Below are 26,724 nucleotides of genomic sequence, written 5' to 3' on the forward strand. Positions count from 1 at the left end.
TCGACGACTGTGGCCCGAAGTGTAACCAAGGCTTTCCGCTTCCAGCGGCGAAATCAGGGCGCTGAATGCCCCTGGCAAACCGCCGGCGCACTAGCGCTTCGCGGGCTGCGCACTCAGGCCTGGAGAAGCACGCAGAGCTTGCCCAGCACCAGGGCGATACCGGCGGAGACGAGCAGATGAGCAGCACAGTTGATGCGTTCGCGTTTGAACTGGGCGAAGCCGCTGATGCGGTAGCGCAGCATGAAGATGCCCAGCGCAACGGGAAGGGCCGGGCCGAGGAAGGCGAACTGCCAATAGCGGTCAGGGTTGACCACCGGGTCCAGGGTCATGGCTTCGGCCAGCGGCGGCAGGCCCAGCCCGCACTGGACGAGCAACCACACCACGCCCAGCACAACCAGTACAACGCCCAGCATCCCCAAGACTCCCTGATGGCAAAGGCCCAGTATGGTATTACAGGCATCTGCGGCGGGGTGTGCGACGAATCACCCTGTGGCGTATCGGCGCTGTGACGAAGAGGGGCATCGCCGGAGCGAGCGTCGAACACTTACCGACAGAGACCCCTGCTCGGCGGAGCAGCGCCTGTAGGAGCGAGCTTGCTCGCGAACCCACCCAACGCCGGAGCCGTCGAGGAATCTGCTCGCGAGCAAGCTCGCTCCTACAAGATCCAGAGCCGCTCTGCGGGCCCTGGCTGGGCAGCGGAAACGCCGAAGGCACGAACTCGCAGAAGAAGACAGTCGCTCCTACGCAGGCCGAATGCCTGGAGCTTGCGCAGGAGCGAGCTCATCCGCGATGGCCCTGGCGCAACTTGCGTCAGATCCGCCCGAGCAACAACAACACCAGCAGCACGACCAGCACCACACCGATGATGCCGGAGGGGCCGTAACCCCAGTTGCGCGAGTGGGGGAAGACCGGCAGGCCGCCGATCAGCATCAAGATCAGGATGATCAACAGGATGGTCCCGAGTCCCATATCGTCTCTCCTCTTTCAGTCGACGAGGGGCGATGGCTCGCGGTAGTGCGATGGGCCAGCGCTTGTAAATTCCGACCGGGCCCGCGCATGGAAGATTCAAAGAATCTGCACGCGCCTGAAATCAGCTGAGGTCGCGGGGCAGCGAGCCCTTGCGCAAACGCAGGAACATCAGCGCGGCGGTGCGTGCGTCGCCGATGGCGGTGTGGCGGCCTTCAATGGGGATTTCCAGGTTGCGCGCCAGGGTGTCGAAGCGCAGGTCCAGGTGCAGGTCGGGGAAGCGCCGGCTCATCTTTCGATGGTAGATCTCCGAGACTTCCACGCGGGGGTTGTCCAGCCGCGCTCCCAACTGCTCGCGCAAATGCCGGCGCAGCACGGCAACGTCGAACGACAGGTAGTAGCCCAACAGCGGACGATCCGCGATGAATGCCTGCACCTGGCGCAGCGCCTCCGCCAACGGCAGTTGGCCTTCCAGATCAGCACGGCGCAGCTTGTGGATGCGGATGGATTCGCCGTCCAGCGACGGCGGCGGTTCCACCAGCAGCTCCAGGCGCTCGCCGAGGATCAGCTTGCCGCGCCGGATCACCACCGCGCCGATGCTGAGGATATCGGCCTTGCGCGGGTCGAGGCTGGTGGTTTCCAGGTCCAGCGAGACCAACTCTTCCGCTTCCGCCGGATCGTGTCGCCACCAGTAGAGGCGGCGACGCCAGGCAGACCAGTGCTGATCGGGAGCAACGACGCAGGCGTTCATCGGGTCTCCAGGTGGAATTGGCGGGTCAGGCTCTGCTTGAACTTCTTCACCGTGTGCAGCCCGAAGCGCAGCAGATCGCGCTCGTGGCGGCTCAGGCGCGACACGTCGAGACCCTGCACGCGGCCGTCGCGCTGGCCGTCCAACTGCTGGCGCAGTCGCAGTTGGAGGAACAGCTCGAAGGATTCGACCAGGTTGTCGACCAGCGACTCATCCAGCACGCCGAGCGCCTTCAGGGCTGCGAGGCGGCCGAGGGTGCCACGCTCCTCCAGCCCTTCACGCACGGCCAGCACGCGGGCGCCGTGGACGATAGGGAAGAGGCCACCGCGCTTCACATCCAGGTGCGCGTCATGGGTCTTCAGTTGGCCGAGGAAGGTCAGCGGCGTGTCGAATTGCAGTGCCGGCAGGGCGAGATCGCTCATCCAGCGACTGCTGTCGCCTGCCAGCCCTGCGAGACATTCGCGCAGGCCGTCGAACAGGTGCCGGCTGCCCGCCACCGGCCAGGCATCAGCGAGTATCGACAGGCGCATCAGTTGCTCCGGCCGGCCCTGCAAGGGCAACTCGCGCAACTCGCGCTGCCACTCCGACAACGGCTTGCACCATTCCGGCCGGCTGGCCATTACGCCACCAGGGCATGGCGGGTAGCCGAACTCCAGCAGCGCGGCGGAGAAGCGTTGCATCAGCAAAAGGCCCTGCTCCACCGGCAGGCCGTCGTCGAGGATCAGGGCGTTGTCCTGATCGGTTTTCAGCAATTGTTCCGCGCGGCCTTCGCTGCCCATTACCAGCAGGCAGCAGCGGCCGCGCAATACCGGCGGCACCTGCAGTTCGAACAGGCGCTCGAGCAACTGCTCATTGAGTGCGCTGACCAGTTGCATGATGAAGCGCAGGCGAATGCCATTGCCCGCCAGGGTCGCGATCAGGGTGTGCAGCGTCTCTGCCGCCGCGCGCAGTTCCGCCTCGCTTTCGGCGCGGGCGATACGCAGCGCCAGCACATGGGAATGAGTGGAGAACAGACTGAGCACCTGGGTCAGGTGCAGCAGGCCGACTACCCTACCCTCCTCGCACACCGCCACGCGCTCGATGCGCTGTCGGGTCATGAGGATCATCGCGTCGAAGAGAAAGTCGCCCAACTCGACGTGGCTCAGCGGGCGGTGCGCCAGCGGGCCAATGGGTTGCGCCGCGCTGAAGCCATCGCGGAAGTGCGCGGTCATCAGGTCGGTGCGCGTGACGATACCCAGGGCGCCGTCCTCGCGTACCAGCAAGGCGTCCGCGCCACGGCTGAGTTGCAGGCGGGCAGCGTCGCCCAGCGGCAGCGTGGGTTCCACCTCGATCGCTGGCAACAAATGTTCGGCGGCGATGCGGGTGAGGATGAATTCGGCCAGGTTCTGGCCGTCGCGGCGTTCCAATTGGCGCTTGCTGGCGAGGTCCGCACGGAAAAAGCGGGCGAACTGCGGGTTGTCGGCGCAGAGCTGGTGGAACACCGCCGCTGGCAGTTCGTAGACGATGCTCTCTTCCACCGCCTGGTAGCGGTGCTTGCTACTGCCGGAGAACAGCCCGCGCACATCGAACAGGTCTTCGGCGCCGTAGTGGGCGAACAGCTTGCCGTCCTCGCCACGCTCTTCGATCACGCCCTTCATCAGCACGAACAGGCAGGGCACCGGCGCGCCGGCTTCGAGCAGCACTTCGTCGACCGTGTAATAGCCCACACTCAGCGCGTCGCGCAGCTGTTCGCGCTCCAGCGGGCGAAGCTGGTCGAAGGGTGGCGAGGCGAAGTTGAAATCGTCGGACATCCGTTATCCATCCCTTTCGAAAAAAGCAGGGCCGGAGGTGTTTCCACCCCCGGCCCCGGCAGGTTAGCTCAGGCTATCAGTGGGCAGCAGCGCCACTGGCCCCCAGGCCGGTCTGCGAACGGATGAACTGCGGGAAGAAGCGTGCGCGCTCTTCGTCGGCAGCGGTGGACTTGTCGGTGATGGAGAAGAACCAGATACCGATGAAGGCCACGGCCATGGAGAACAGCGCCGGGTATTCGAACGGATAGATGGGCTTCTCGTGGCCGAGGATCTGCACCCAGATGGTCGGGCCGAGGATCATCAGCACGACGGCGGTGATCAGGCCCATCCAGCCACCGATCTTCGCGCCACGGGTGGTCAGCTTCTTCCAGTACATGGAGAGCAGCAGCACCGGGAAGTTGCAGCTGGCGGCAATGGAGAAGGCCAGGCCGACCATGAAGGCGATGTTCTGCTTCTCGAACAGGATGCCGAGCACGATCGCGACCACGCCGAGGCATACGGTGGTGATCTTCGAGACGCGCAGCTCATCCTTCTCGTTGGCCTTGCCGCCCTTCAGCACGCTGGCGTACAGGTCGTGGGAAACGGCCGAAGCGCCGGCCAGGGTCAGGCCCGCAACCACCGCGAGGATGGTGGCGAAGGCCACGGCAGAGATGAAGCCCAGGAACAGGCTGCCGCCTACGGCATCGGCCAGGTGCACGGCCGCCATGTTGTTGCCGCCCAGCAGCGCGCCGGTGGCGTCCTTGAAGTCAGGATTGGTGCTGACCAGCAGGATCGCGCCGAAGCCGATGATGAAGGTCAGGATGTAGAAGTAGCCGATGAAGCCGGTAGCGAAGAACACCGACTTGCGGGCTTCCTTGGCGTCACTGACGGTGAAGAAGCGCATCAGGATGTGCGGCAGGCCAGCGGTACCGAACATCAGCGCGAAGCCCAGGGAGAACGCGGAGATCGGGTCCTTCACCAGGCCGCCGGGGCTCATGATCGACTCGCCCTTCGGGTGAACCTTGATGGCTTCGGAGAACAGGGTGCTGATGTCGAAGTTGACGTGCTTGAGCACCATGATCGCCATGAAGGTGGCGCCCGAGAGCAGCAGCACAGCCTTGATGATCTGCACCCAGGTGGTGGCGAGCATGCCGCCGAACAGCACGTAGAGCACCATCAGGATACCGACCAGCACAACCGCGACGTGGTAGTTCAGGCCGAACAGCAGCTCGATCAGCTTGCCGGCGCCGACCATCTGCGCGATCAGGTAGAAGGCCACGACCACCAGCGAACCGCAGGCGGACAAGGTACGGATGTCCTTCTGCTTCAGGCGGTAGGACGCCACGTCAGCGAAGGTGTACTTGCCCAGGTTGCGCAGGCGCTCGGCGATCAGGAAGAGGATGATCGGCCAGCCGACAAGGAAGCCGATGGAGTAGATCAGGCCGTCGTAGCCCGACGTGAAAACCAGCGCGGAAATACCCAGGAAGGACGCGGCGGACATGTAGTCGCCGGCGATCGCCAGGCCGTTCTGGAACCCGGTGATGCTGCCACCGGCGGTGTAGAAGTCAGCGGCGGATTTGCTGCGCTTGGAGGCCCAGTAAGTGATGCACAGGGTCAGGCCGACGAAGGCGACGAACATGACGATGGCGGAGACGTTCAGCGGCTGGCGCTGCACTTCTCCGGTAAGGGCGTCAGCCCAGAGTGCGGGAGCGAACGCGGCCAACGCGAGCGCCGCAGAAATTCGGCCTTTCATTGCTGGGCCTCCTTGAGGATTTCCTGGTTGAGGCGGTCGAATTCACCGTTCGCCCGGCGCACGTAGATGCCGGTGAGCACGAAGGCCGAGAGGATCAGCCCGACGCCCATGGGGATGCCCCAGGTGACGGACGAATCGGCACTGATCTTCGTACCCAGCAGCTGCGGCTGGAAGGCGATGAGCAGGATGAAGACCACGTACAGGCCCAACATGACCGAAGAGAGCAGCCAGGCGAATCGCTCGCGCTTGGCCACCAATTCCTTGAAGCGCGGATTGGTATCAATCCGCTGGTAGATGCTGTCGTTCATTTTGTTCTTGTCCTCACAGCGGGGATGACGCGGATGTCGTCGATCCCTAATTTATTTGAGCGCTGCAAGGGCTCCAGACGACTTTAGTCGTAGCGTTGCGCCACGATGTGCGAACAAGCCCGGAATAGACGCTTCGGCATAAAAAAATCCCCCGCGAACGATAAGGTTCGCGGGGGATTTTTCTGTCTCTGGCTAGGGTGCGATGCTGGCGATCACAGCCATTCCTTCACACGGTCCGGGTGCGCTTCGACCCACTTCTTGGCGGCCACGTCCGGCTTCTCGCCATTCTGCACCGCGAGCATCACTTCGCCGATTTCCTGGCCGTCCTTCCACTGGAACTTCTTCAGGAAGGCCCAGACTTCCGGCGCTTTCTTCTCCAGCGCCGGGTTGGCGACGCTGTCGACGTGCTCCTCGTCGCCGTAGACCTTTTTCGGGTCTTCAAGGAACTTCAGCTTCCACTTGGCGAACATCCAGTGCGGAATCCAGCCGGTGACGGCGATGGCCTTCTTGTCATTCTCCGCACGAGTCAGCTCGGCGATCATGCCGCTGCCGGAACTGGCCACCAGCTTGTAGTCCAGGCCGTAGTCCTTGATCGCCTGGTCGGTCTTGAGCATCACCCCGGCACCGGCATCGATACCGACGATGCGACCGCCGAAATCATCCTTCTGCGCCTTGAGGTCCTCGATGCTGTTGGCTTTGACGTATTCGGGCACGATCAGGCCGATCTTCGCGCCCGGGTAGTTCACGCCCAGGTTGGTGACCTTGTCCTTCATTTTCTCGTAGTAGGCACCGTGGGTGACCGGCAGCCAGGCCGAGAGCATGGCGTCGAGCTTGCCGCGCGCCACGCCCTGCCACATGATCCCGGCGGCAACCGGCATCAGCTTGACCTGGTAGCCGAGCTTCTCGCGCATGATCTCGGCGGCGACGTGGGTGGTCGCCACGCTGTCCGACCAGCCATCCACGTAACCAATGGTGATTTCCGGCTTGGCCGCCGCACCGGCCAGCCCGGCCGCGGCCGATAACACCAGCCCTGCGCCCAGGCCCAACAGGCGTCGCATCATTGTCATGGTTTTCTCCCCGTGATTTTTCGTTGCAGCGTCCGGGCGGACCCGGCGCCATTCGCGGTCTTGGCCGCCCTTTCATGATCGGCGCACGCTGCTGGCGAACTGCTCTGAGAGCGACGCCAAACGGTCCGATCCACGACAGAATCCACCCATCCACGACCACGCGATTCCATCCGCGACCAAGGTGGCCGGCCTATCGCCTCCATACAGAGGCTCGATTACCCAGCGATGTTCCTCCGCAGTAGTCTTTCAACAACGGAGAATCATTCTCACCTTGAGGACCGCCGCCATGCTCAAGACCGTCACCTTCACCCTGATGCACTTCGCCATCGCCTTCAGCGTCGCCTACGCGCTGACCGGCAGCATCACCGTGGGCGGGCTGGTGGCCATCGTCGAACCGCTGTGCAACGCGGTGGGCTTCCACTTCCACGAGAAGTTCTGGAAGCGCATCGAGGGCAACACGGCGCAGCCGACGCACAATTGGATTCATCGCCACGCCTGAGTCCCCGCGCGGGCACTGACGGCGGCGAGCAGCGTTGCTAAGATGCGCGCCTCGCCACGGTTCGCGTGTCCCCATGCCACAGTCCTCGCGCTTTCCGCTCCTCCCCTACTGCCTCGCTCTGCTGCTCGCCTTCATCGCCCTTGCCGGGCTCTGGTACGGCCTGGGCAAACCGGTAACCCTGCCTGACGCGGCCACGCCTACGCATAAGCTGCAGTGCGCGTCCTACAGTCCGTTCGCCAAGGATCAGTCGCCGTTCGACCAGCCCTTCGTCCTGCGCCCAGAGCAGATGGACGCCGACCTGGCGCTGCTGGCGACGCGTTTCGAGTGCGTGCGCACCTATTCCATGACCGGCCTGGAAGGCATCCCGGCGCTGGCGCGCAAGCACGGCCTGAAGCTGATGCTCGGCGCCTGGGTGAACGCCAATCCGGTGGATACCGAGCGTGAGGTCGAGGCATTGATCAAGGCCGCCAACCAATACCCGGACGTGGTCCAGGCGGTGATCGTCGGCAACGAGACGCTGCTGCGCAAGGAAGTCACCGGGCGCTACCTGGCCGGACTTATCCACAAGGTGAAGGCCCAGGTGCGCCAGCCGGTGACCTACGCCGACGTTTGGGAGTTCTGGCATCAGCACCCGGAAATCGCCCCGGCGGTGGACTTTGTCACCATCCACCTGCTGCCCTACTGGGAAGACAATCCACGCGGCATCGACGATGCCCTCGCCCATGTGGCGAAGATTCGCGAGGACTTCGGCCACGAGTTCGCGCCCAAGGACATCCTCATCGGCGAGACTGGGTGGCCCAGCGAGGGACGTCAGCGCGAGACGGCCCTGCCCAGCCGCGTCAACGAGGCGCGCTTCATCCGCGGCTTCGTGCACATGGCCGAGGAGAAAGGCTGGCGCTACAACCTGATCGAGGCCTTCGACCAACCCTGGAAACGCCAGAGCGAAGGCGCGGTGGGTGGCTACTGGGGCTTGTTCAGCGCGGACCGCGAAGAAAAAGGCGTGCTCGCCGGGCCGGTCAGCAACCTGCCCGGCTGGCCGCTGTGGCTCGGGCTTTCCGGCGTGATCCTGCTTGTCGGGCTGCTTGTCGGCGGCCGCCCCACGTCTGTCCGCAGTGCCTTCCTGCTGCCCCTGGCCGGCGCGATGGGCGCAGGCTGCATCGGCCTGTGGCTGGAGCTGTCGGTGATCACCAGCCGCTTCTGGGGCGAGTGGCTCTGGGCGGCAGCGCTTACCGCTCTCAACCTGCTGGTACTGCTGCACATCAGCCTGGCGCTGTCGGCCCGCGAGGACTGGCGCGCCAGGGCTTTCGACTGGATGGAGCAGCGCGCAGGCCTGTGGCTGGCCGCCGCCGGTTTCGCCGGCGCGGTGCTGATGCTCGGGATGGTCTTCGATGCGCGCTATCGCAGCTTTCCCAGCGCGGCCTTGCTGTTCCCCGCGCTGGCCTACCTGTGCCGGCCAGTGTCGGCACCACGCAGGGAGGCACTGTTGCTCTCGCTGATCATCGCCGTCGGGATTCCGGCACAGCTGGCGCAGGAAGGGTTGAGCAATCTTCAGGCATTGGGTTGGGCGGCGGTGAGCCTGCTCCTGCTCGGCGCGCTGTTACGCGGACTGCGCCAGACAGAGCGAAAGACCTGATTCAGCGGGCCGAGGCGCGCACCAGACGCAGCCCGGCCAGTACCACCGCGAACACCGCGAGCCCGGCGTTGTACAGCACCAGCGCCGGCAGCGTAACGAGCATTGCCAGCACAGCCAGCCACCAACCCGCCTGACGCGGCACGAAGAAGGCCAGCAGCGCCAGCCCCAGCGCCAGCTTGCCGAACACACCGAAATGGATCGCCCAGCCCAGCTGTGAGCGCACGCCGCACTGCCAGCGCGCGGCCTCGTCGGCGCAGACTCCAACCCAGCGGCCGTCTTCCATCAACCCGAAACGCACGCCATAGCTGGCGGCCAGCCAGAGCGCCAGGGCGAGCAGCAGAAGGATCACGGGCAAAAAACGACGGGACATGGCGCCACTACTCCGGGCAGGCGGAAAACCGGAGCCCAGCATAACCAGCGCAAGGGCTGATGCAAGGGGAGCCGCTTGCAGCCTAGACTTTGCCCATCAACGGAGCCCTCGATGAAGCGATCGTCCCTGTTCCTGCTGGCCTGCCTGGCCACCAGCTTCTGGTGGCTGTGGCCGACCGACCGTCCCCAGGCCCCGCAGCAGCACAGCCAGTCCTTGTCCGATGGTGGCATGCGCGTCGAGCGGTACTCCATCTATCCCTTGCAGGACTTCAGCATCGAAGCGCGCGTACTGGGCCGCGAGGACTACCGCCTGGGCCGCGAGGCCGAGCTGTCGCCCACCGATCTCGCCCTTGGCTGGGGCCCGATGGACGACCCCAAGGTGCTGGCCGATATCCGCATCACCCAGGGCAACCGCTGGTTCTACTGGCACGCGGACAAGCTGCCGATTCCCCGCCGCGAGCTGGAAACCCACGCCGCCAACATGCACATGATCCCGGCCAACGATGAGGTGGCGCGCGCTTTGGCCCAGGTCAGCGCCGGGGAACACGTGCGCCTTTCCGGCAAGCTGGTGCGCGTGGAAGGCGACGACGGCTGGCGCTGGGTCAGTTCACTGACCCGCGAGGACACCGGCGCCGGCGCTTGCGAACTGGTCTGGGTGGAGCGCCTGGAACGCTACTGAAGCAACCGGTTGCCAGCGGCGCGGGGCTTTGGGCATGCTCGGCGCAATTCGCTCCACGAGGAATTTCCCCCATGCCCCGTGTCACCTTGCGTCCCGCCACACCCGAAGACATCCCGCTGATCCTCGATCTCATCCGCGAACTGGCCGACTACGAGAAGCTGGTCCACGAAGTGAGGGCCGACGCCCAGCGCATGCACGATCACCTGTTCGGCCCGCGCCCCTATGCCGAGGTGCTGATCGGCGAAGTGGACGGCGAACCCCAGGGCTTCGCACTGTTCTTCCACAACTACTCCACCTGGTTGAGCCAGCCCGGCATCTACCTCGAAGACCTCTACGTACGCCCCGCCGCCCGTGGCGCCGGCCTGGGCAAGGCGTTGCTCACCGAGCTGGCACGGCTGGCGGTGGAGCGCGACTGTGGCCGCCTGGAATGGTCGGTGCTGGACTGGAACGAACCCGCCATCGGCTTCTACCGCAGCCTGGGCGCGCGCCCGCAGGACGAATGGACCGTCTATCGTCTAACCGGCGATGCCTTGCGTGACCTCGCGCGCAAGGACTGAGACGCGCATTGCACTTGTAGGAAATGTGCTGGTCTTAATGCCCGGTCACCCTAGAGTTGGCCTCCTCTTGAAAGGACTCCGAACCATGACATTTCTTTACCGCGTGGCCGCCCTGATCGGTTGCCTCGCAATGGGACTGGCCGGGCCGGCATCGGCCCGCGACGTGGATCAAGCCAGCTACGGCTATCCGTTGGTCAACCCGTTCGAGGCGACCATTGCCACCACTCCGCCGGAGCTGCGCCCGCAACTGCCGACGGACGATGACATCCGCCAGTCGGACTACGCGCTCAAACTACGCCCGGAGCGCGAGTACGAGCTGCCGAGCAACTTCTGGCCAGTGAAGAAGCTGCACTACCGCCTGGCCTGGCAGGACCATGCTGCGCCACTGGTGTTCATCATCGCCGGTACCGGCGCGCATTACGCCAGCAGCACCCCGGAATACCTCAAGCGCCTCTTCTACGGCGCCGGCTACCACGTGGTGCAACTGTCCTCTCCCACCAGCTGGGACTTCATGGTTGGCGCTTCCCACGTCGCCACTCCTGGCTACACGCCCGACGATGCCGACGACCTGTACAGAGTCATGCAGGCGGTGCGCGCGCAGCATCCGGACCTGCCTGTCAGCGACTACTACCTGACCGGCTACAGCCTGGGCGCGCTGCACGCAGCCTTCGTCAGCAAGCTCGACGAAACCCGCCGCAGCTTCAACTTCAAGCGTGTGTTGCTGCTCAACCCGCCGGTGAACCTCTACACCTCGGTGAGCAACCTCGACAAGCTGGTGCAGACCCAGGTCAAGGGCATCAACGACACCAACACCTTCTACCAGGTGATCCTGGCCAAGCTGACCCGTTACTTCAACCAGAAGGGCTATGTCGACCTCAACGACGCCTTCCTCTTCGACCTGCAGCAGTCCAAGCAACACCTTTCCAATGAAGAGATGGCCATGCTGATCGGCGCGGTATTCCGCTTCTCCTCCGCCGACATCGCCTTCACCTCCGACCTGATCAACCGCCGCGGCCTGATCACCCCGCCCAAGTACCCGATCACAGAAGGCACCAGCCTGACGCCGTTCTTCAAGCGCGCCATGCAATGCGACTTCGAGTGCTACATGACCGACCAGTTGATGCCGCTCTGGCGCGCCAAGTACGACGGCGGCAGCCTCCCGCAGCTGATCGACCAGGTCAGCCTGTATGGCGTCCAGGACTACCTGAAGCAGAGCCCGAAGATCGCCGTCATGCACAACGCCGACGACGTCATCCTCGGCCCGGGAGATATCGGCTTCCTGCGCCGCACCTTTGGCGATCGCCTGACGCTCTACCCCCGCGGCGGCCACTGCGGCAACCTCAATTACCGCGTGAACGCCCAGGACATGCTGGGCTTCTTCAAGGGACAGGGTGCCCCGGCCGACGGCCTGGCCACCGCGCAGACAGGGAACTGACTCCATGCCATTCCGCCATTCCTGGACTCTCACCCTGCTGCTGGCCTGCGGCTTCGCCCAGGCCCAAACGCCACAACCGGTGCAGACGCCGACCACCACCAAATTCGACATGGCCCCGGACGAGGACGGCTTCAAGCACCCGCTGGATGCGCTGAAGTTCAACCCCGGCCTGGACCAGCGGGAATTCGAGCGCGCCACCTTCGACGCCCTCAACGTCTACGACCCCTGGGAGTCGTGGAACCGCAGGGTCTATCACTTCAACTACCGCTTCGACGAATGGGTCTTCCTGCCCGTGGTGCACGGCTACGAGTACGTCACCCCGCACTTCGTGCGTACTGGCGTGAGCAACTTCTTCAGCAACCTGGGCGAAGTGCCGACGCTGCTCAACAGCGTTGCCCAGCTCAAGCCCCAGCGCGCGGCGAACAGCACCGCGCGGCTGCTGTTCAACACCATCTTCGGCATCGGCGGCCTGTGGGACCCGGCCACCGCCATGGGCCTGCCCAAGCTCAGCGAGGACTTCGGCCAGACCCTGGGCTACTGGGGCGTCCCCGATGGCCCCTACCTGATGCTGCCGATCCTCGGCCCGTCCAACCTGCGCGACACCGGCGGGCTGGTCACCGACTTCGTCGCCGCCCGCGAAGTGAACTACCTGAACTACTCCGAGCTCAGCCGCGAGTACTGGGAACTGCCGGTGCTGGAGATCATCGACAAGCGCTACAGCAACGGCTTCCGCTACGGGCAGATGAACACGCCCTTCGAATACGAGAAGCTGCGCTACTTCTACACCGAAGCCCGGCGTCTGCAGATCCAGGAGTGAATCGGAACCGCCGCCTTCGGGCGGCGGTTTTCTTTCCCGATAACAATCTAATTTATCGATATTTAGACCGAAAAACTCGCAACCATTCATCCATCAATTGGGACTAGGATGATCTCCATTCTCAGATCAAGGAGGTCCCCATGACCCGCTTACGTACCGTGATCGACCAGCACATTGGCCACCCGGCCTCCGACGGCGCCGGCGTGCGCCTGACCCGAGTCATCGGTGGGCCAGGCATCGAGCGCTTCGATCCATTCCTGATGCTCGACCAGTTCGACACGCAGAACCCCGACGACTACATCGCCGGCTTCCCCGCGCACCCACACCGTGGTTTCGAGACCGTCACCTACATGCTCGAAGGGCGCATGCGCCACGAGGATCACCTGGGTAATACCGGCCTGCTCAAGCCCGGCGGCGTGCAGTGGATGACGGCCGCCCACGGCATCATCCACAGCGAGATGCCCGAGCAGGTGGAAGGCGCCATGCGCGGCTTCCAGCTGTGGTTGAACCTGCCAGCCAAGGACAAGCTGTCCCCGGCCGGCTACCGCGACATCGAACCCGAAGACGTGCCTCGCGTGACCACCGCGCAAGGCGTGGGTGTCACCGTGATCGCCGGGCGCTTCGACGACGGCCAGACCGCCATCGATGGCGCCGTGCAGCGCCCCGGCACCGAGCCGCACTACTACGACCTGGTGCTGCCGGCGGGCGCCTCCGTGGCTCCGCGGATTCCGGCGGGCCATCGAGTGATGCTGTACGTCTACGAGGGTGCGCTGCAGGTGCCGGGCGAGCGCGCGGATGAGACCGTCGCCACCAACCGACTTGTGCGTCTGGGTCAGGGCGACGAAATCCAGCTGTCCAGCGACAAAGGCGCTCGCGTCCTGCTGCTGGCCGGCAAGCCGCTGGGCGAACCCATCGTGCAGTACGGCCCGTTCGTGATGAACAGCCGCGAGGAAATCGAGCAGGCCCTGCGCGATTACCGCGATGGGGTTTTCGCGGTCTGACGACCCCGCCGGCTCCTGCTTTTCATGTGGGAGCGAGCTTGCTCGCGAACAGGCACCGTGCCACGCGGTTCGCGAGCAAGCTCGCTCCTACGAAAAGCAGCGCAGATTACAGCGACCAATCTTCCATCCCCAGAAAGCGCGCGATCTCCGCGCGCTTTTCCATGGCGTCGCGATAGCCCAATTCGATCAGCGCATTGCAGTAACCCGGTTCGAACAGCAGGTAACTGAGCACGCCCGCACCACTCGCCTTGGTCGCGCCCGGCCCGCGCAGGAACAGGCGCAGCGCCTTGGGCAGCTCATGGCGATATTGCGCGGCAATCTCGTCCAGCGGTCGACTCGGCGAAATCAGCAGTACATCCACCGGCGCCAGGCCCAACGTCTTGCGGCGCGCCTCTTCCGGCACCAGCGAGCTGAGGAAGTTGATGCGGTGCAGCAGCTCGATATCACCCTCCAGACTGTCGATGAAGGTGCTGTTGAGCAGATGGATGCCCACCTGCGCCAGGCTCGGCGGCTGGCCCGTGCGATAGTTGGCCACCTGCTCGTTGGCGCTACCGACCGTGGGGTTACCGCTGACGCCAATCACCAGCACGCGAGTGGCGCCCAGGTGCAGCGCCGGGCTGATCGGCGCCTGCTGGCGCACCGCACCGTCGCCGAAGAACTCGCGAAGTATCTTCACCGGGCGGAACAGCAACGGAATCGCCGAGCTGGCCAACAGATGCTCGATCTCCAGCCGTGTCGGCACACCAATGCGCCGGTGGCGCAACCAGGGATCGATGGTGGCGCGGCCCTGGTAGAAAGTCACCGCCTGCCCGGATTCGTAGCCGAAGGCGGTTACCGCCACCGCGCGCAGGTTGCGGCGGCGCACGGCAGCGGCGATGCCGGATAGGTCCAGTTCACGTTCCAGGAGATAGCGCAGCGGCGTGCTGTCCAGCAGCGCCACCGGCTCGCGCTTGCCCAGCCCGAGCAGGCTGTGACCGAGGAACTTGAAGGCTTGGCTGAACACACCCGGCCAGTCGGAACGGTAGACCTGCCCAGTGCGAAAGCCCTTCCAGACCTGGGTCAGGCGCTCCACCGCGCCGGTGAAGGACAACGCACCGCACGCCAGCCCGACCGCGTTGATCGCTCCAGCGGAAGTGCCGACGATGACCGGGAAAGGATTCTCGGCCCCCTCGGGCAGCAGCTCCGCGATGGCGGCCAGCACGCCGACCTGATAGGCCGCCCTCGCCCCGCCGCCGGAGAGGATCAGGCCGGTAACGGCCGGAGTTTGCTGGGGAGTGGCGGAGTCGGTCACGGCAGAAGTCCTTGTCTCGTCGTACCAGCGTAGTCCGCCGAAGCGCTACTTCTTCTTGTCGTAGAGCTTCGGTTCGCCCTCGGGGCGGCTCTTGAAGCGGCGGTGCGCCCAGAGGTACTGCTCGGGCTGGCGGCGAATCTCGCTTTCCACCCACTGGTTGATGCGGATGCAGTCGGCCTCTTCGCTCTCGCCGGGAAAATCGTCCAGCGGTGGGTGAATGGTCAGGCGGTAGCCGGAACCGTCGGCCAGGCGCGACTGGGTAAAGGGCAGCACCAGCGCCCGGCCCAGACGGGCGAACTTGGTGGTGGCGGTGACGGTAGCCGTCTGGATGCCAAACAGCGGCACGAACAGGCTCTGCTTGGCGCCGTAGTCCTGGTCCGGCGCGTACCAGATGGCGCGGCCGGCGCGCAGCACCTTGAGCATGGCGCGCACGTCCTCGCGCTCGATGGCGGTGGCGTCGGCGTTGTGCCGTTCGCGGCCGGTACGCTGGACGTAATCGAACACCGGGTTGTCGTGCTCGCGGTACATGCCGTCGATGGTCTGCACCTGGCCCAGCAGCGCCGCGCCGATCTCCAGGGTGGTGAAGTGCATGGCCATGAGGATCACGCCCTTGCCTTCGGCCTCGGCCTTCTTCAGGTGCTCGATGCCTTCGATGTGGGCGAGCTTCGCCAGGCGGGCCTTGGGCCACCACCAGCTCATGGCCATCTCGAAGAAAGCGATGCCGGTGGAAGCGAAGTTTTCCTTGAGCAGGCGCTTGCGCTCGGCAGCGGAGAGTTCCGGGAAGCACAGTTCCAGGTTGCGCTGGGCGATGGCGCGGCGGCTTCCCACTACGCGGTACATCAGCGCGCCGAGCGCACGCCCCAGGCCCAGCAGCGCCGGGTACGGCAGTTGCACCACCAGCCAGAGCACGCCGAGGCCGAGCCAGAGCGGCCAGTGGCGGGGATGGAGGAACTCACGGCGAAAGGTGGGGCGGTCCATGGAACTTTCCGGCTGGGTCAAAGCCCGACATTCTACCTTGCCGGCGCATGCCGTGCCCGCCTTCGCGCCCTGGCGTTCAGCCACGCTTGCGGCTACCGGGGCGCTCCGTTATAAGTCCACACCATTTAGTGATGCAGCCTGACCATGAGCCAAGCCGACCTTCTCGACCACGATCCCGTATTCCAGCTCAAGGGCAGCATGCTGGCCGTCACCGTTCTGGAACTGGCCCACAATGACCTGCCGCGCCTGGACCGCCAGCTCGCCGACAAGGTCGCCCAGGCGCCCAACTTCTTCCGCGATACCCCGCTGGTACTGGCGCTGGACAAACTGCCCGACGGCGAAGGCCAGCTCGACCTGCAAGGCGTGCTGGACATCTGTCGCCGCCACGGCCTGCGCACCCTGGCCATTCGCGCCAGCCGCGAGGAAGACATTCGCCTGGCCACCATGTTCGACATCCCCGTGCTGCCGCCGTCCGGCTCCTCCCGCGAACGCGCGGTCGAGCCCAAGGACGCCGTCCCACAGGTGACCGGCGCCACGCCAGTACGCCGTCCGCGTGGCGAGAAACTCTCCGAGAAGGTGGTCGAGCAGGCCGCCGGCGCTGGTGTGCAGGCCGAAAAATCGACCGAGCAGCCCGCCGAGGCCAAACCGGAAAAACCGACCGAAGCTGCCGAGGCAACCGCCGAATCTCCGGAAGCGGACAAGCAAGCCACCCCGGAAGCGGCTCCGCAAGCCGCTGCGGAAAAGCCTGTCGAGCCGCCGGCACCGGTCGTCCGTCCGACCAAGCTGGTCACCACTCCGGTACGCGGCGGCGTGCAGATCTATGCCGCCGGCGGCGACCTGATCGTGCTCGCCCCCGTCAGTCCCGGTGCGGAACTTCTCGCCGACGGAAATATCCATGTGTACGGTCCGATGCGCGGTCGCGCCCTGGCCGGAGTCAAGGGCGATACCAGTGCCCGCATTTTCTGCCAGCAGCTGGCCGCGGAACTCGTGTCCATCGCCGGTAATTACAAGGTCGCCGAAGACCTTCGACGCAGTCCGCAATGGGGGCAGGCAGTGCACGTCAGCCTGTCGGGTGACGTGTTGAACATCACCCGCCTTTAACGGATACTGCCGCGACTTTCAGGGACCAGAATTCTTCGTTTTTTCTTTGGGGTGAATCACCTTGGCCAAGATCCTCGTAGTCACTTCCGGTAAGGGTGGCGTCGGTAAAACCACCACCAGCGCAGCCATCGGCACCGGCCTGGCCCTGCGCGGCCACAAGACCGTCATCGTCGACTTCGACGTAGGCCTGCGTAACCTCGACCTGATCATGGGCTGCGAACGCCGCGTGGTTTACGACTTCGTCAACGTCATCAACGGCGAAGCGACCCTGACCCAGGCCCTGATCAAGGACAAGCGCCTCGAGAACCTGTTCGTGCTGGCCGCCAGCCAGACCCGCGACAAGGACGCCCTCACCCAGGAAGGCGTCGGCAAGGTCATCGAAGAACTCAAGCAGTCCTTCGACTACGTGATCTGCGACTCCCCGGCCGGCATCGAGAAAGGTGCCCACCTGGCCATGTACTACGCCGACGAGGCGATCGTCGTGACCAACCCGGAAGTTTCCTCGGTCCGCGACTCCGACCGCATGCTCGGCCTGCTGGCCAGCAAGTCCGCCCGCGCCGAGAAAGGCGAGGACGCGATCAAGGAACACCTGCTGCTGACCCGCTACAACCCCGAGCGCGTCACCAAGGGCGAAATGCTCGGCGTCGAGGACGTCGAGGAAATCCTGGCCATCCGTCTGCTCGGCGTGATCCCGGAATCCCAGGCCGTGCTGAAAGCATCCAACCAGGGCGTACCGGTCATCCTCGATGAAGAGAGCGATGCCGGCAAGGCGTACAGCGACGCCGTCGAGCGACTGCTGGGCAAGGACATGCCCCATCGGTTCCTCGATGTGCAGAAGAAAGGATTCCTGCAACGACTGTTCGGAGGACGTGAATGAGCCTTTTAGATTTCTTCCGCAGCCGGAAGGCGCAAAACAGCGCATCCATCGCGAAAGAAAGACTCCAGATCATCGTCGCCCACGAGCGCGGCAACCGTTCGCAACCGGACTACCTCCCGCAGCTGCAGAAAGACCTGCTGGAAGTGATCCGCAAATACGTGCCCATCGACCAGGAACAAGTCCAGGTCGAGCTGGCCAACCAGGGCAGCTGTTCGATCCTGGAACTCAACATCACCCTGCCGGAGCGTTGATCCGGCTTTGGTGAACCTGCGGCGGCTTCGGCCGCCGCAGTCGTTTTCGTCATTCTTATTCGCGCAAGAGCTTCCATGCCGCTTTCCCAGATCGAATTCGTCCATGAGGACGCCGCCCTGCTGGTGGTGAACAAGCCCACCCTGCTGCTCTCCGTGCCCGGTCGCGCGGATGACAACAAGGACTGCCTGATCACCCGCCTGCAGGAGAACGGCTATCCGGAAGCGCGCATCGTCCACCGCCTGGATTGGGAGACCTCCGGGCTGATCGTGCTGGCCCGTGATGCCGACAGCCACCGCGAGCTGTCCCGCCAGTTCCACGACCGCGAAACCGAGAAGGCCTACACCGCCCTGTGCTGGGGTGAGCCGGAACTGGACAGCGGCCGCATCGAGGCGCCGCTGCGCTACGACCCGCCGACCAAACCTCGCCACGTGGTGGACTTCGAGCAGGGCCGCCATGCGCTGACCTTCTGGCGCGTGATGGAGCGCCACGGCAACTGGAGCCGTGTCGAACTCACGCCGATCACCGGCCGTTCGCACCAACTGCGCGTACACATGCTGAGCATCGGCCATCCGTTGCTGGGCGACCGCCTGTACGCCGAAGGCGAAGCCCTGGAACTGCGCGACCGCCTCTGCCTGCACGCCAGCATGCTGGCCCTGACCCACCCGCAGACCGGCGAGCGCCTGCGCTTCGAGTCGCCCGCGCCGTTCTGACGGTTTCGGCGGTTGTAGGAGCGAGCTTGCTCGCGAACCGCCCAGCTCCAATCACCCGGCTGAATCCATTCGCGAGCAAGCTCGCTCCTACACCGCTCCTCCCAGGCCGCAGATTTGCACATTTACGTTAAACTTCCGGCCATTCGCTGTTCGGAGTTACCCATGCGTACAGAACTCAACCAGGGCCTGATCGATTTCCTCGCGGCCTCCCCCACCCCCTTCCACGCCACCCAGGCCCTCGCCCTCCGCCTCGAAGAGGCCGGCTACCAGCGCCTGGACGAGCGCGATGCCTGGCGCACCGAAGCCGGTGGCCGCTATTACGTCACCCGCAACGACTCCTCGCTGATCGCCTTCAGGCTCGGCACAGTGCCGCTGCTGGAAAATGGCCTGCGCCTGGTCGGCGCGCACACCGACAGCCCCTGCCTGCGCGTCAAGCCGAACCCCGAACTGGTGCGTAATGGCTATTGGCAACTGGGCGTGGAAGTCTATGGCGGCGCGCTGTTCGCCCCCTGGTTCGACCGCGACCTGTCCCTGGCCGGCCGCGTCACCTTCCGCCTGGCCGGCAAGGTCGAGAGCAAGCTGATCGACTTCAGGGCGCCCATCGCGGTGATCCCCAACCTGGCGATCCACCTCAACCGCGAAGCGAACATGGGCTGGTCGATCAACGCGCAGACGGAACTGCCGCCGATCCTCGCCCAGGTCGCCGCTGGCGAGACCCGCGACTTCCGCGACCTGCTCGGCGAGCAGCTGCAGCTGGAGCATGGCATCACCGCCGACGCCATCCTCGACTACGAGCTGAGCTTCTACGATACCCAGCGCGCGGCCGTGATCGGCCTTGACCAGGCCTTCATCGCCGGTGCCCGTCTGGACAACCTGCTGTCCTGCTACGCCGGCCTGCAGGCGCTGCTGGGCAGCAGTGACGAGCAGAGCGGCGTGCTGGTCTGCACCGATCATGAAGAAGTCGGCTCCTGCTCCGCCTGCGGCGCCGACGGTCCGTTCCTGGAGCAGGTGCTGCGCAGACTGCTGCCCGAGGGCGACGCCTTCACCCGTACGGTACAGCGCTCGCTGCTGGTTTCCGCCGACAACGCCCACGGCGTGCACCCGAACTACGCCGACAAGCACGACGGCAACCACGGCCCGAAGCTCAACGGCGGCCCGGTGATCAAGATCAACAGCAACCAGCGCTACGCCACCAACAGCGAAACCGCCGGCTTCTTCCGCCACCTGTGCCTGGAAAACGAAGTGCCGGTGCAGAGCTTCGTGACCCGCAGCGACATGGGTTGCGGCTCCACCATCGGCCCGATCACTGCCAGCCAGATCGGCGTGCGCACCGTGGACATCGGCCTGCCAACGTTCGCCATGCACTCCATCCGCGAACTGGCCGGCAGCCAGGACCTGCACTACCTGGCCAAGGTCCTCAGCGCCTTCTACGACAGCGCAGACCTGCCCTGACCCCCAACGCCCGGCACCCGCCGGGCGTTTTTCATTCAGGCCGCAACTACCAAGGCACAACTTCCTAGTAGGAGCGAGCTTGCTCGCGAACCACCCAGTCCCAGTGCCATTGGCTGACTCCGTTCGCGAGCACGCTCGCTCCTACAGATCCGACCTCAATCCGGCACTTCCACACTCACGTGGATAGCATCGTGCCGCCAGAACTCCAGGTCGCAATCGATGATGCGCCCATGCTGGTCGCCATTGATGCGGGTGATGCGCAGCGCCGGGCTGCCTTCGGCGACGCGCAGCACACTGGCGGCCTCGCCGTGCAAGGCGGTGGGCACCATGTCGAAGCGCACACGGCCGTAGCGAATGTCGTAGCGGCTGGCATACAGCTCGGTCAGCGAGCAGGTCAGGTCGCTGTCGAGGATACCGGGGAAGTAGGCCGGGTTGAGGTAGTGCTCGACGTACAACACCAGCCGCCCGTCCACCCGCCGCACCCGGCGGATCTGGTAGACGCTGGAGAGCGCCGGCAGCTCCAGCAGCTCGCAGATCGCTGCGCTGGCAGGCACCTGCCGCGCGGACAGGACTTCGGTCGCCGGCACCCGCCCCTGCCCTTCCACCATGGCATGGTAGTGGCTGCGCACCAGCGGGTTGTACAGCAGGCGCGGCGGCGAGACGAACCAGCCGCGGCGCTCCTCGCGGTAGATCAGGCCCTGTGCCTCCAGTTGCCCCAACGCCTCGCGCAAAGTGATCCGCGTGGTGTCGAACAGCTCGCTCAGCTTGCGTTCGGCCGGCAGCTTGCCGCCGGCGCTGAGCAGGCCGCTGTCGATCTGCTCGATGAGTGCGCGGCAGATCGCCGTGACCGTGGGTAGCGCCGTATCGCGCATTCGATTCCCTCTTTTGGACTAGTCCAGCCCCAGAACAGGGCATTTCTTTCCCCCAACGGGGTGCCGTCATCCTAGGAAAGCCCGATGACCGTCCCGTGACAGAGTCTTTGCAAGCAGCGCCCATGCCAGTTAACGACACCAGCGTAGACCAGGCGGATCAAGGCGTTGGCCATGGTCTACGCTTTTCTCCGACGACCCACAGGGCGCTCAAGGCCGGGCCGGCGCACCTGGGGCTTACATCAAACTGTCATCCGCCCCGCTTAGATTGGCCTGCGTCTTGCTGATCTAGACCACGCTTGAAAACACTGAACTTCATCCGAAGGAGCACCGAATGAAACGCTTGCTTGCTTCACTGCTGGGATCAGCCATTGCCATTGGCAGCGGCCTCGCCATGGCAGCCAACGCCGATCTGCAATCGCTGGAAGCCGCCGCCCGCAAGGAAGGCCAGGTCAACAGCGTGGGCATGCCCGACAGCTGGGCGAACTGGAAGGACACCTGGAAGGACCTGGAGAGCAAGTACGGCCTCAAGCACATGGACACCGACATGAGCTCGGCCCAGGAGCTGGCCAAGTTCAAGGCCGAGAAGGAAAACGCCAGCGCCGACATCGGCGACGTCGGCGCAGCCTTCGGCCCCATCGCCATGCAGATGGACGTCAGCCAGCCCTACAAGCCCAGTACCTGGGACCAGGTCCCGGATTGGGCCAAGGACAAGGACGGCCATTGGGCGCTCGCCTACACCGGCACCATCGCCTTCATCGTCAACAAGCAGCTGGTGAAGGACGTCCCGCACAGTTGGGCCGACCTGCTCAAGGGCAAGTACAAGGTCACCATCGGTGACGTCAGCGCTGCCGCCCAGGCGGTCAACGGCGTGCTCGCCGCGAGCATCGCCAACGGCGGCGACGAGAAGAACATCAAGCCGGGCCTGGAGTTCTTCGCCCAACTCGCCAAGCAGGGTCGCCTGTCGCTGACCAACCCGGTGATCAACACCCTGGAGAAGGGTGAAGTGGAAGTCGGCATCGTCTGGGACTTCAACGGCCTGAGCTACCGCGACCAGATCGACCCGTCGCGCTTCGAGGTGCTGATCCCCTCCGACGGCTCGGTGATCTCCGGCTACACCACCATCATCAACAAGTACGCGAAGAACCCGAACGCCGCCAAGCTGGCTCGCGAGTACATCTTCAGCGACGCCGGCCAGATCAACCTGGCCAAGGGCAACGCGCGGCCGATCCGCGCCGAGCACCTGACCCTGCCGGCCGAGGTGAAGGCCAAGCTGCTGCCCAACGAGCAGTACGCCAAGGCCCAGCCGATCAAAGACCCCAAGGCCTGGGAAGAGACCTCCAAGCGTCTGCCGCGCCAGTGGCAGGAAAGCGTGATCATCAACATGCAATAACGCCCAGCCGCCCCGGTTAGCACCGGGGCGGCTGCGTTTCGACGAAGGCTCCCGCCCATGCGCCACGACGTCATCCTGGTCGTCCTCGACGGCCTCAACTACAGCGTCGCCCACGACTGCATGGGCCACCTGCAAGCGCTGTGCAACGCCGGCCGCGGCCAGCTCTACCGGCTCGAATGCGAGCTGCCCTCACTGTCGCGCCCGCTCTACGAATGCATCCTCACGGGTGTGCGCCCCATCGACAGCGGCATCCTGCATAACGATGTGTCGCGCCTGTCCAACCAGCGCAGCCTGTTCCACTATGCCCGTGACGCCGGCCTGACCACCGCCGCGGCGGCCTACAACTGGGTCAGCGAGCTGTACAACCGCACGCCCTTCGACCCGGCGCGCGATCGTCATACCGACGACGAATCCCTGCCGATCCAGCACGGCCACTTCTACTGGACCGACCACTACCCCGACTCGCACCTGTTCACCGACGCCGAGTCGCTGCGCCGCCGGCATGCGCCGAACTGCCTGCTGGTGCACCCGATGAACATCGACGACGCCGGCCACAAGCACGGCCTGGGCACGCCGCAGTACCGCAACAGCGCGCGGCACGTCGACATCATCCTTTCCGAATACCTGCACCAGTGGCTGGCCGCCGGCTACCAGGTGATGGTCACCGCCGACCACGGCATGAACGACGACCGCAGCCACGGCGGCATCCTCCCCGAGGAGCGCGAAGTGCCGCTGTTCGTCTTCGGCGAGGTGTTCAGCCTCGATGACCAGGCGCGCCCGCGCCAGGTCGAACTCTGCGGCACTCTGTGCGAGATCCTCGGCGCGCCGCACGACAAACCGGTCTGCCGGGAGTTGCTCAAGGCATGAGATCGAACATCGGAAAACTCGTCGCCCTGCTCTGCCTGCTGCCCTTCGCGCTGTTCTTCTTCGCCTTCCAGCTCGCACCGCTGCTGTGGGTGATGATCAACAGCGTGCGCACCGGCGACGGCTGGGGCCTGGGCAACTTCAGCGAAATCTTCGGCTCACCGTTCTACCTGCAGGCGATCCGCTACAGCCTGGAAATCTCGCTGTGGTCGAGCCTGATCGGCCTGTTCATCGCCATCCTCGGCAGCTACTCGCTGCGCCAGGTGGACAGCAAGCTGCGTGACTTCGTGATGGCCTTCGCCAACATGACCAGCAACTTCGCCGGGGTGCCGCTGGCCTTCGCCTTCATCATCATCCTGGGCTTCAACGGCGCCATCACGCTGTTGCTGAAGCAGGCGGGGATCATCGAGGACTTCAACCTGTACTCGAAGACCGGCCTGATCATCCTCTACACCTACTTCCAGATTCCGCTGGGCGTGATGCTGCTCTACCCGGCCTTCGACGCCCTGCGCGAGGACTGGCGCGAATCCGCGGCACTGCTGGGCGCCAGCCACTGGGCATTCTGGCGGCACATCGGCATCCCGGTGCTGACGCCGGCGCTGCTGGGGACCTTCGTCATCCTGCTGGCCAACGCCCTGGGCGCCTACGCCACGGTCTACTCGCTGACCACCGGCAACTTCAACGTGGTGCCGATCCGCATCGCCGGGCTGGTCTCGGGCGACGTGTTCCTCGACCCGAACATGGCCAGCGCGCTGGCGATGGTGCTGGTCGGCCTGATGAGCATCATTACCCTGGCCCACCAGTGGCTGCTACGCCGGAGCTACCATGTCCAGAAACGCTAACGCGCTGTACCACCGCGTGGTGGTCCATGCGCTGTTCCTGATCCTGCTGGTGCCGCTGGCCGCCACCCTGCTCTACTCGCTGGCCACCTCGTGGAGCGCCAGCGTGCTGCCCGACGGCCTGACCCTGAAGTGGTTCATGACCCTGTGGAGCGACCCGCGCTTCCTCGTTGCCTTCGGCCAGTCGCTGCTGGTGTGCTTCGGCTCACTGATCCTCAGCGTTGCGCTGGTGCTGCCGCTGATGTTCGTCATCCACTACTACTTCCCGCGCCTGGATGCGCTGATGAACGTGCTGATCCTGCTGCCCTTCGCGGTGCCGCCGGTGGTGTCGTCGGTCGGCCTGCTGCAACTCTACGCCTCGGGCCCGGTGCCCATCGTCGGTACGCCGTGGATCCTGATCGGTTGCTACTTCACCATCGCCCTGCCCTTCATGTACCGGGCGATCAGCAACAACCTGCAGGCGATCAACCTGCACGACCTGATGGACGCCGCCCACCTGCTCGGCGCCAGCACCTGGCAGGCCGCCCTGCTGGTGGTGCTGCCGAACCTGCGCAAGGGCCTGATGGTGGCGTTGTTCCTGTCCTTCAGCTTCCTCATCGGCGAGTTCGTCTTCGCCAACCTGCTGGTGGGCACCCGCTACGAAACGCTGCAGGTGTTCCTCAACAACATGCGCAACAGCAGCGGCCACTACACCAGCGCGGTGGTGGTCTCGTATTTCCTCTTCGTCCTGCTGCTCACCTGGGCGGCGAATCGTTTAAGCAAGGACAAGGCATGAGCTTCCTCAGCGTCGAGACACTGAACAAGAGCTACGGCACCACCACGGTGTTCCAGGACATCGATTTCGCCGCCGAAAGCGGTGAGTTCGTCACCCTGCTCGGCCCCAGCGGCTGCGGCAAGTCCACCCTGCTGCGCTGCATCGCCGGCCTCACCGCCGTGGACAGCGGACGCATCCTGCTGGACGGCGAGGACATCGTGCCCAAGAGCCCGCAGAAGCGCGGCATCGCCATGGTGTTCCAGAGCTACGCACTGTTCCCCAACATGACCGTCGAACAGAACGTCGCCTTCGGCTTGCGCATGCAGAAAGTGCCAGCGGCAGAATCGGCCCAGCGCGTGCGCGAGGCGCTGGAGATGGTCGAGCTCGGCCCGCTGGCGGCGCGCTATCCGCACCAGTTGTCCGGCGGCCAGTGCCAGCGCGTCGCCCTGGCCCGCTCGCTGGTCACCCGCCCGCGCCTGCTGCTGCTCGACGAGCCGCTGTCAGCGCTGGACGCGCGCATCCGCAAGCATCTGCGCGAGCAGATCCGGCGCATCCAGCAGGAACTGAAGCTGACCACGGTGTTCGTCACCCACGACCAGGAAGAAGCGCTGACGCTGTCCGACCGCATCGTGCTGATGAACGCCGGGCGCATCGTCCAGAGCGGTGACGCCGAAACCCTCTACACCGCCCCGGAAAATGCCTTCGCCGCCGGCTTCATCGGCAACTACAACCTGCTCGACGCGGCCCAGGCGACCAGGCTGCTGGACCGCCCCTTCCGCCAGCAGGTGGCGATCCGCCCCGAATCCCTGCGTCTGAGCGTCGAGCCAGGCGAAGGCATCCCGGTTCGGGTACTCTCCCACAGCCTGCTGGGCAACGTGATCCGCTATCGGGTCGACGCCAGTGGCGTCGAGCTGACCGTGGACGTCCTCAACCGCAGCGCCGAGCGCCTGTACCCGGCCGGCACCGAGCTCAGCCTGCAAATCGACATTGAAAGTATTCGGGAGGTGGCCTGATGGCCCTGGTGATATTCGACCTCGACGACACCCTGATCGACGGCGACTGCGCGAGCCTGTGGAGCAAGCGCATGGCCGATCTCGGCTGGGTCGACGCGGAGTCGTTCCTCAAGCGCGACGCCGAACTGATGGCGCTGTACGCGCAGGGCAAGCTGCCCATGGAGGACTACATGGCCTTCGCCCTGGAGCCGATGGCCGGGCGCAGCGTGGAAGAAATCGAGCGTGACGTGGAAGCCTTCGTCGAGGACGTGATCGAACCGCTGATCCACAGCGACGCCTGCGCCGCCCTCGCCCGCCACCGCGAGGCCGGCGACCGTCCGCTGGTGATCTCCGCCTCTGGCGTGCACCTGGTCAAACCCATCGCCGAACGCATCGGCATCGGCGAAGTGCTGGCCATCGACCTGGAAGTGGTGAACGGGCACTACACCGGCCGCACCGTCGGCACCCTGACCTACCGCGAAGGCAAGGTGCTGCGCCTGCTCGACCTGCTCGAAGGCGACGACAGCCAACTGGCCGACGCGCACTTCTACTCCGACTCGCGCAATGACCTGCCGCTGCTCAAGCTGGTGGGCAAGCCGCACGTGGTGAATGCCGACCCGGTGCTGCTGGAACATGCGCAGAAGATGGGCTGGGACGTGCTCAACTGGAAGTGACGCTTGCCCCCGAAAAAAGGGCCGCTGATGCGGCCCTCTTCATTGGCGGCTCCTGTAGTAGCGAGCTTGCTCGCGAA

General features: G+C 65.0%; 29 protein-coding genes. 18 read left to right on the plus strand and 11 right to left on the minus strand.

Annotated elements, in window-relative coordinates:
• Positions 1-113 precede the first annotated feature (113 nt).
• From ACNFH5_RS09250 to ACNFH5_RS09280, 7 genes are all read right to left on the minus strand, one after another.
• Positions 114-413, minus strand: coding sequence for a hypothetical protein (locus ACNFH5_RS09250; RefSeq protein WP_416745310.1), 300 nt, complete (start codon positions 411-413; stop codon positions 114-116).
• Positions 414-810: 397 nt separating this feature from the next.
• Positions 811-969, minus strand: a complete 159-nt coding sequence (locus ACNFH5_RS09255; protein WP_416745312.1) for a DUF3309 family protein — start codon at positions 967-969, stop codon at positions 811-813.
• Between the two features lie 121 nt (positions 970-1,090).
• Entirely contained in the window at positions 1,091-1,717 is a 627-nt protein-coding gene (locus ACNFH5_RS09260; RefSeq protein ID WP_416745314.1) for a 3'-5' exonuclease, read from the minus strand.
• A complete protein-coding gene (locus tag ACNFH5_RS09265; RefSeq protein WP_416745316.1) occupies positions 1,714-3,504 on the minus strand; it encodes a DUF294 nucleotidyltransferase-like domain-containing protein in 1,791 nt (596 codons plus the stop codon). Before ACNFH5_RS09265 ends, ACNFH5_RS09260 begins: the two co-directional genes overlap by 4 nt.
• 76 nt (positions 3,505-3,580) lie before the next feature.
• Positions 3,581-5,236 carry a cation acetate symporter gene (locus ACNFH5_RS09270; protein WP_081520245.1) on the minus strand — a complete coding sequence of 552 codons (1,656 nt, stop codon included), beginning with the start codon at positions 5,234-5,236 and terminating at the stop codon, positions 3,581-3,583.
• Complete coding sequence (locus tag ACNFH5_RS09275; RefSeq protein WP_205336883.1) at positions 5,233-5,544, minus strand: DUF485 domain-containing protein; 312 nt, start codon at positions 5,542-5,544, stop codon at positions 5,233-5,235. Before ACNFH5_RS09275 ends, ACNFH5_RS09270 begins: the two co-directional genes overlap by 4 nt.
• Positions 5,545-5,756: 212 nt before the next feature.
• Positions 5,757-6,611: a glycine betaine ABC transporter substrate-binding protein gene (locus tag ACNFH5_RS09280; RefSeq protein ID WP_416745319.1), complete on the minus strand. Its 855-nt coding sequence runs from the start codon at positions 6,609-6,611 to the stop codon at positions 5,757-5,759.
• A gap of 286 nt (positions 6,612-6,897) precedes the next feature.
• On the opposite strand from ACNFH5_RS09280, the gene ACNFH5_RS09285 reads away from it, so the two are divergent.
• Together ACNFH5_RS09285 and ACNFH5_RS09290 are read left to right on the plus strand one after the other, a co-directional pair.
• On the plus strand, positions 6,898-7,110 hold the full coding sequence (locus tag ACNFH5_RS09285) for a DUF2061 domain-containing protein (protein WP_416745321.1): 213 nt from the start codon (positions 6,898-6,900) through the stop codon (positions 7,108-7,110).
• Between the two features lie 73 nt (positions 7,111-7,183).
• On the plus strand, positions 7,184-8,743 hold the full coding sequence (locus ACNFH5_RS09290; RefSeq protein WP_416745323.1) for a beta (1-6) glucans synthase: 1,560 nt from the start codon (positions 7,184-7,186) through the stop codon (positions 8,741-8,743).
• Position 8,744: 1 nt separating this feature from the next.
• Here the strand turns inward: ACNFH5_RS09290 and ACNFH5_RS09295 are convergent, their stop codons facing one another.
• Positions 8,745-9,113 (minus strand): hypothetical protein, encoded by a 369-nt coding sequence (locus tag ACNFH5_RS09295; RefSeq protein WP_416745325.1) that lies wholly within the window; start codon positions 9,111-9,113, stop codon positions 8,745-8,747.
• Between the two features lie 111 nt (positions 9,114-9,224).
• Here ACNFH5_RS09295 and ACNFH5_RS09300 point away from each other — a divergent pair, with 111 nt between their 5' ends.
• The 5 genes from ACNFH5_RS09300 to ACNFH5_RS09320 all read left to right on the plus strand — a co-directional run bounded on the left by ACNFH5_RS09300 (position 9,225) and on the right by ACNFH5_RS09320 (position 13,601).
• Positions 9,225-9,791, plus strand: a complete 567-nt coding sequence (locus ACNFH5_RS09300; protein ID WP_416745327.1) for a hypothetical protein — start codon at positions 9,225-9,227, stop codon at positions 9,789-9,791.
• A gap of 71 nt (positions 9,792-9,862) precedes the next feature.
• Positions 9,863-10,348, plus strand: a complete 486-nt coding sequence (locus tag ACNFH5_RS09305; protein ID WP_416745329.1) for a GNAT family N-acetyltransferase — start codon at positions 9,863-9,865, stop codon at positions 10,346-10,348.
• A gap of 85 nt (positions 10,349-10,433) precedes the next feature.
• A complete protein-coding gene (locus ACNFH5_RS09310) occupies positions 10,434-11,783 on the plus strand; it encodes a serine/threonine protein kinase (protein WP_416745331.1) in 1,350 nt (449 codons plus the stop codon).
• Between the two features lie 4 nt (positions 11,784-11,787).
• Positions 11,788-12,600, plus strand: a complete 813-nt coding sequence (locus ACNFH5_RS09315; RefSeq protein WP_416745333.1) for a VacJ family lipoprotein — start codon at positions 11,788-11,790, stop codon at positions 12,598-12,600.
• Positions 12,601-12,740: 140 nt separating this feature from the next.
• Complete coding sequence (locus tag ACNFH5_RS09320; protein ID WP_416745335.1) at positions 12,741-13,601, plus strand: pirin family protein; 861 nt, start codon at positions 12,741-12,743, stop codon at positions 13,599-13,601.
• A gap of 106 nt (positions 13,602-13,707) precedes the next feature.
• Here the strand turns inward: ACNFH5_RS09320 and ACNFH5_RS09325 are convergent, their stop codons facing one another.
• Together ACNFH5_RS09325 and ACNFH5_RS09330 are read right to left on the minus strand one after the other, a co-directional pair.
• Positions 13,708-14,892 carry a patatin-like phospholipase family protein gene (locus ACNFH5_RS09325; protein ID WP_416745336.1) on the minus strand — a complete coding sequence of 395 codons (1,185 nt, stop codon included), beginning with the start codon at positions 14,890-14,892 and terminating at the stop codon, positions 13,708-13,710.
• A gap of 45 nt (positions 14,893-14,937) precedes the next feature.
• Positions 14,938-15,870 (minus strand): lipid A biosynthesis lauroyl acyltransferase, encoded by a 933-nt coding sequence (locus ACNFH5_RS09330; protein ID WP_416745338.1) that lies wholly within the window; start codon positions 15,868-15,870, stop codon positions 14,938-14,940.
• Between the two features lie 144 nt (positions 15,871-16,014).
• Here ACNFH5_RS09330 and minC point away from each other — a divergent pair, with 144 nt between their 5' ends.
• From minC to ACNFH5_RS09355, 5 genes are all read left to right on the plus strand, one after another.
• Complete coding sequence (gene minC, locus ACNFH5_RS09335) at positions 16,015-16,971, plus strand: septum site-determining protein MinC (protein ID WP_416745340.1); 957 nt, start codon at positions 16,015-16,017, stop codon at positions 16,969-16,971.
• Between the two features lie 61 nt (positions 16,972-17,032).
• Entirely contained in the window at positions 17,033-17,848 is an 816-nt protein-coding gene (gene minD / locus ACNFH5_RS09340; RefSeq protein WP_416745342.1) for a septum site-determining protein MinD, read from the plus strand.
• Entirely contained in the window at positions 17,845-18,099 is a 255-nt protein-coding gene (gene minE / locus ACNFH5_RS09345; protein WP_045210300.1) for a cell division topological specificity factor MinE, read from the plus strand. Before minD ends, minE begins: the two co-directional genes overlap by 4 nt.
• A 75-nt stretch (positions 18,100-18,174) precedes the next feature.
• Positions 18,175-18,810 carry an RluA family pseudouridine synthase gene (locus ACNFH5_RS09350; RefSeq protein WP_017522036.1) on the plus strand — a complete coding sequence of 212 codons (636 nt, stop codon included), beginning with the start codon at positions 18,175-18,177 and terminating at the stop codon, positions 18,808-18,810.
• Between the two features lie 162 nt (positions 18,811-18,972).
• Complete coding sequence (locus ACNFH5_RS09355; RefSeq protein WP_416745345.1) at positions 18,973-20,262, plus strand: M18 family aminopeptidase; 1,290 nt, start codon at positions 18,973-18,975, stop codon at positions 20,260-20,262.
• 155 nt (positions 20,263-20,417) lie between these two features.
• Here the strand turns inward: ACNFH5_RS09355 and ACNFH5_RS09360 are convergent, their stop codons facing one another.
• Complete coding sequence (locus ACNFH5_RS09360; RefSeq protein WP_054911168.1) at positions 20,418-21,134, minus strand: UTRA domain-containing protein; 717 nt, start codon at positions 21,132-21,134, stop codon at positions 20,418-20,420.
• Between the two features lie 331 nt (positions 21,135-21,465).
• Between ACNFH5_RS09360 and ACNFH5_RS09365 the strand changes: the two genes are divergently transcribed.
• Genes ACNFH5_RS09365 through ACNFH5_RS09390 form a run of 6 tightly spaced genes read left to right on the plus strand, consistent with a single transcriptional unit; the run spans position 21,466 to position 26,647 of the window.
• Positions 21,466-22,524: an ABC transporter substrate-binding protein gene (locus tag ACNFH5_RS09365; protein ID WP_416745347.1), complete on the plus strand. Its 1,059-nt coding sequence runs from the start codon at positions 21,466-21,468 to the stop codon at positions 22,522-22,524.
• Positions 22,525-22,581: 57 nt separating this feature from the next.
• Positions 22,582-23,391 (plus strand): alkaline phosphatase family protein, encoded by an 810-nt coding sequence (locus ACNFH5_RS09370; protein ID WP_416745349.1) that lies wholly within the window; start codon positions 22,582-22,584, stop codon positions 23,389-23,391.
• A complete protein-coding gene (locus ACNFH5_RS09375; protein WP_416745351.1) occupies positions 23,388-24,230 on the plus strand; it encodes an ABC transporter permease in 843 nt (280 codons plus the stop codon). Before ACNFH5_RS09370 ends, ACNFH5_RS09375 begins: the two co-directional genes overlap by 4 nt.
• Positions 24,214-25,002, plus strand: a complete 789-nt coding sequence (locus tag ACNFH5_RS09380) for an ABC transporter permease (protein WP_416745353.1) — start codon at positions 24,214-24,216, stop codon at positions 25,000-25,002. The genes ACNFH5_RS09375 and ACNFH5_RS09380 overlap by 17 nt, the downstream gene beginning before the upstream one ends.
• Positions 24,999-25,994 carry an ABC transporter ATP-binding protein gene (locus tag ACNFH5_RS09385; RefSeq protein WP_416745355.1) on the plus strand — a complete coding sequence of 332 codons (996 nt, stop codon included), beginning with the start codon at positions 24,999-25,001 and terminating at the stop codon, positions 25,992-25,994. The genes ACNFH5_RS09380 and ACNFH5_RS09385 overlap by 4 nt, the downstream gene beginning before the upstream one ends.
• The gene (locus ACNFH5_RS09390; protein WP_416745358.1) at positions 25,994-26,647 is read left to right on the plus strand and encodes an HAD family hydrolase; all 654 of its coding nucleotides are present in this window, start codon (positions 25,994-25,996) and stop codon (positions 26,645-26,647) included. The genes ACNFH5_RS09385 and ACNFH5_RS09390 overlap by 1 nt, the downstream gene beginning before the upstream one ends.
• The last annotated feature ends 77 nt before the right edge of the window (positions 26,648-26,724 follow it).

The sequence above is a fragment of the Pseudomonas sp. NY15435 genome (assembly GCF_048068295.1).
GTDB lineage: Bacteria > Pseudomonadota > Gammaproteobacteria > Pseudomonadales > Pseudomonadaceae > Pseudomonas.

Excerpts from the sequence above, each read along its gene's own strand:
- ACNFH5_RS09250 (WP_416745310.1), bottom strand. The coding sequence starts at position 413 with ATGCTGGGCGTTGTACTGGTTGTGCTGGGCGTGGTGTGGTTGCTCGTC.
- ACNFH5_RS09255 (WP_416745312.1), bottom strand. The coding sequence starts at position 969 with ATGGGACTCGGGACCATCCTGTTGATCATCCTGATCTTGATGCTGATC.
- ACNFH5_RS09260 (WP_416745314.1), bottom strand. The coding sequence starts at position 1,717 with ATGAACGCCTGCGTCGTTGCTCCCGATCAGCACTGGTCTGCCTGGCGT.
- ACNFH5_RS09265 (WP_416745316.1), bottom strand. The coding sequence starts at position 3,504 with ATGTCCGACGATTTCAACTTCGCCTCGCCACCCTTCGACCAGCTTCGC.
- ACNFH5_RS09270 (WP_081520245.1), bottom strand. The coding sequence starts at position 5,236 with ATGAAAGGCCGAATTTCTGCGGCGCTCGCGTTGGCCGCGTTCGCTCCC.
- ACNFH5_RS09275 (WP_205336883.1), bottom strand. The coding sequence starts at position 5,544 with ATGAACGACAGCATCTACCAGCGGATTGATACCAATCCGCGCTTCAAG.
- ACNFH5_RS09280 (WP_416745319.1), bottom strand. The coding sequence starts at position 6,611 with ATGACAATGATGCGACGCCTGTTGGGCCTGGGCGCAGGGCTGGTGTTA.
- ACNFH5_RS09285 (WP_416745321.1), top strand. The coding sequence starts at position 6,898 with ATGCTCAAGACCGTCACCTTCACCCTGATGCACTTCGCCATCGCCTTC.
- ACNFH5_RS09290 (WP_416745323.1), top strand. The coding sequence starts at position 7,184 with ATGCCACAGTCCTCGCGCTTTCCGCTCCTCCCCTACTGCCTCGCTCTG.
- ACNFH5_RS09295 (WP_416745325.1), bottom strand. The coding sequence starts at position 9,113 with ATGTCCCGTCGTTTTTTGCCCGTGATCCTTCTGCTGCTCGCCCTGGCG.
- ACNFH5_RS09300 (WP_416745327.1), top strand. The coding sequence starts at position 9,225 with ATGAAGCGATCGTCCCTGTTCCTGCTGGCCTGCCTGGCCACCAGCTTC.
- ACNFH5_RS09305 (WP_416745329.1), top strand. The coding sequence starts at position 9,863 with ATGCCCCGTGTCACCTTGCGTCCCGCCACACCCGAAGACATCCCGCTG.
- ACNFH5_RS09310 (WP_416745331.1), top strand. The coding sequence starts at position 10,434 with ATGACATTTCTTTACCGCGTGGCCGCCCTGATCGGTTGCCTCGCAATG.
- ACNFH5_RS09315 (WP_416745333.1), top strand. The coding sequence starts at position 11,788 with ATGCCATTCCGCCATTCCTGGACTCTCACCCTGCTGCTGGCCTGCGGC.
- ACNFH5_RS09320 (WP_416745335.1), top strand. The coding sequence starts at position 12,741 with ATGACCCGCTTACGTACCGTGATCGACCAGCACATTGGCCACCCGGCC.
- ACNFH5_RS09330 (WP_416745338.1), bottom strand. The coding sequence starts at position 15,870 with ATGGACCGCCCCACCTTTCGCCGTGAGTTCCTCCATCCCCGCCACTGG.
- minC (WP_416745340.1), top strand. The coding sequence starts at position 16,015 with ATGAGCCAAGCCGACCTTCTCGACCACGATCCCGTATTCCAGCTCAAG.
- minE (WP_045210300.1), top strand. The coding sequence starts at position 17,845 with ATGAGCCTTTTAGATTTCTTCCGCAGCCGGAAGGCGCAAAACAGCGCA.
- ACNFH5_RS09350 (WP_017522036.1), top strand. The coding sequence starts at position 18,175 with ATGCCGCTTTCCCAGATCGAATTCGTCCATGAGGACGCCGCCCTGCTG.
- ACNFH5_RS09355 (WP_416745345.1), top strand. The coding sequence starts at position 18,973 with ATGCGTACAGAACTCAACCAGGGCCTGATCGATTTCCTCGCGGCCTCC.
- ACNFH5_RS09360 (WP_054911168.1), bottom strand. The coding sequence starts at position 21,134 with ATGCGCGATACGGCGCTACCCACGGTCACGGCGATCTGCCGCGCACTC.
- ACNFH5_RS09365 (WP_416745347.1), top strand. The coding sequence starts at position 21,466 with ATGAAACGCTTGCTTGCTTCACTGCTGGGATCAGCCATTGCCATTGGC.
- ACNFH5_RS09370 (WP_416745349.1), top strand. The coding sequence starts at position 22,582 with ATGCGCCACGACGTCATCCTGGTCGTCCTCGACGGCCTCAACTACAGC.
- ACNFH5_RS09375 (WP_416745351.1), top strand. The coding sequence starts at position 23,388 with ATGAGATCGAACATCGGAAAACTCGTCGCCCTGCTCTGCCTGCTGCCC.
- ACNFH5_RS09380 (WP_416745353.1), top strand. The coding sequence starts at position 24,214 with ATGTCCAGAAACGCTAACGCGCTGTACCACCGCGTGGTGGTCCATGCG.
- ACNFH5_RS09385 (WP_416745355.1), top strand. The coding sequence starts at position 24,999 with ATGAGCTTCCTCAGCGTCGAGACACTGAACAAGAGCTACGGCACCACC.
- ACNFH5_RS09390 (WP_416745358.1), top strand. The coding sequence starts at position 25,994 with ATGGCCCTGGTGATATTCGACCTCGACGACACCCTGATCGACGGCGAC.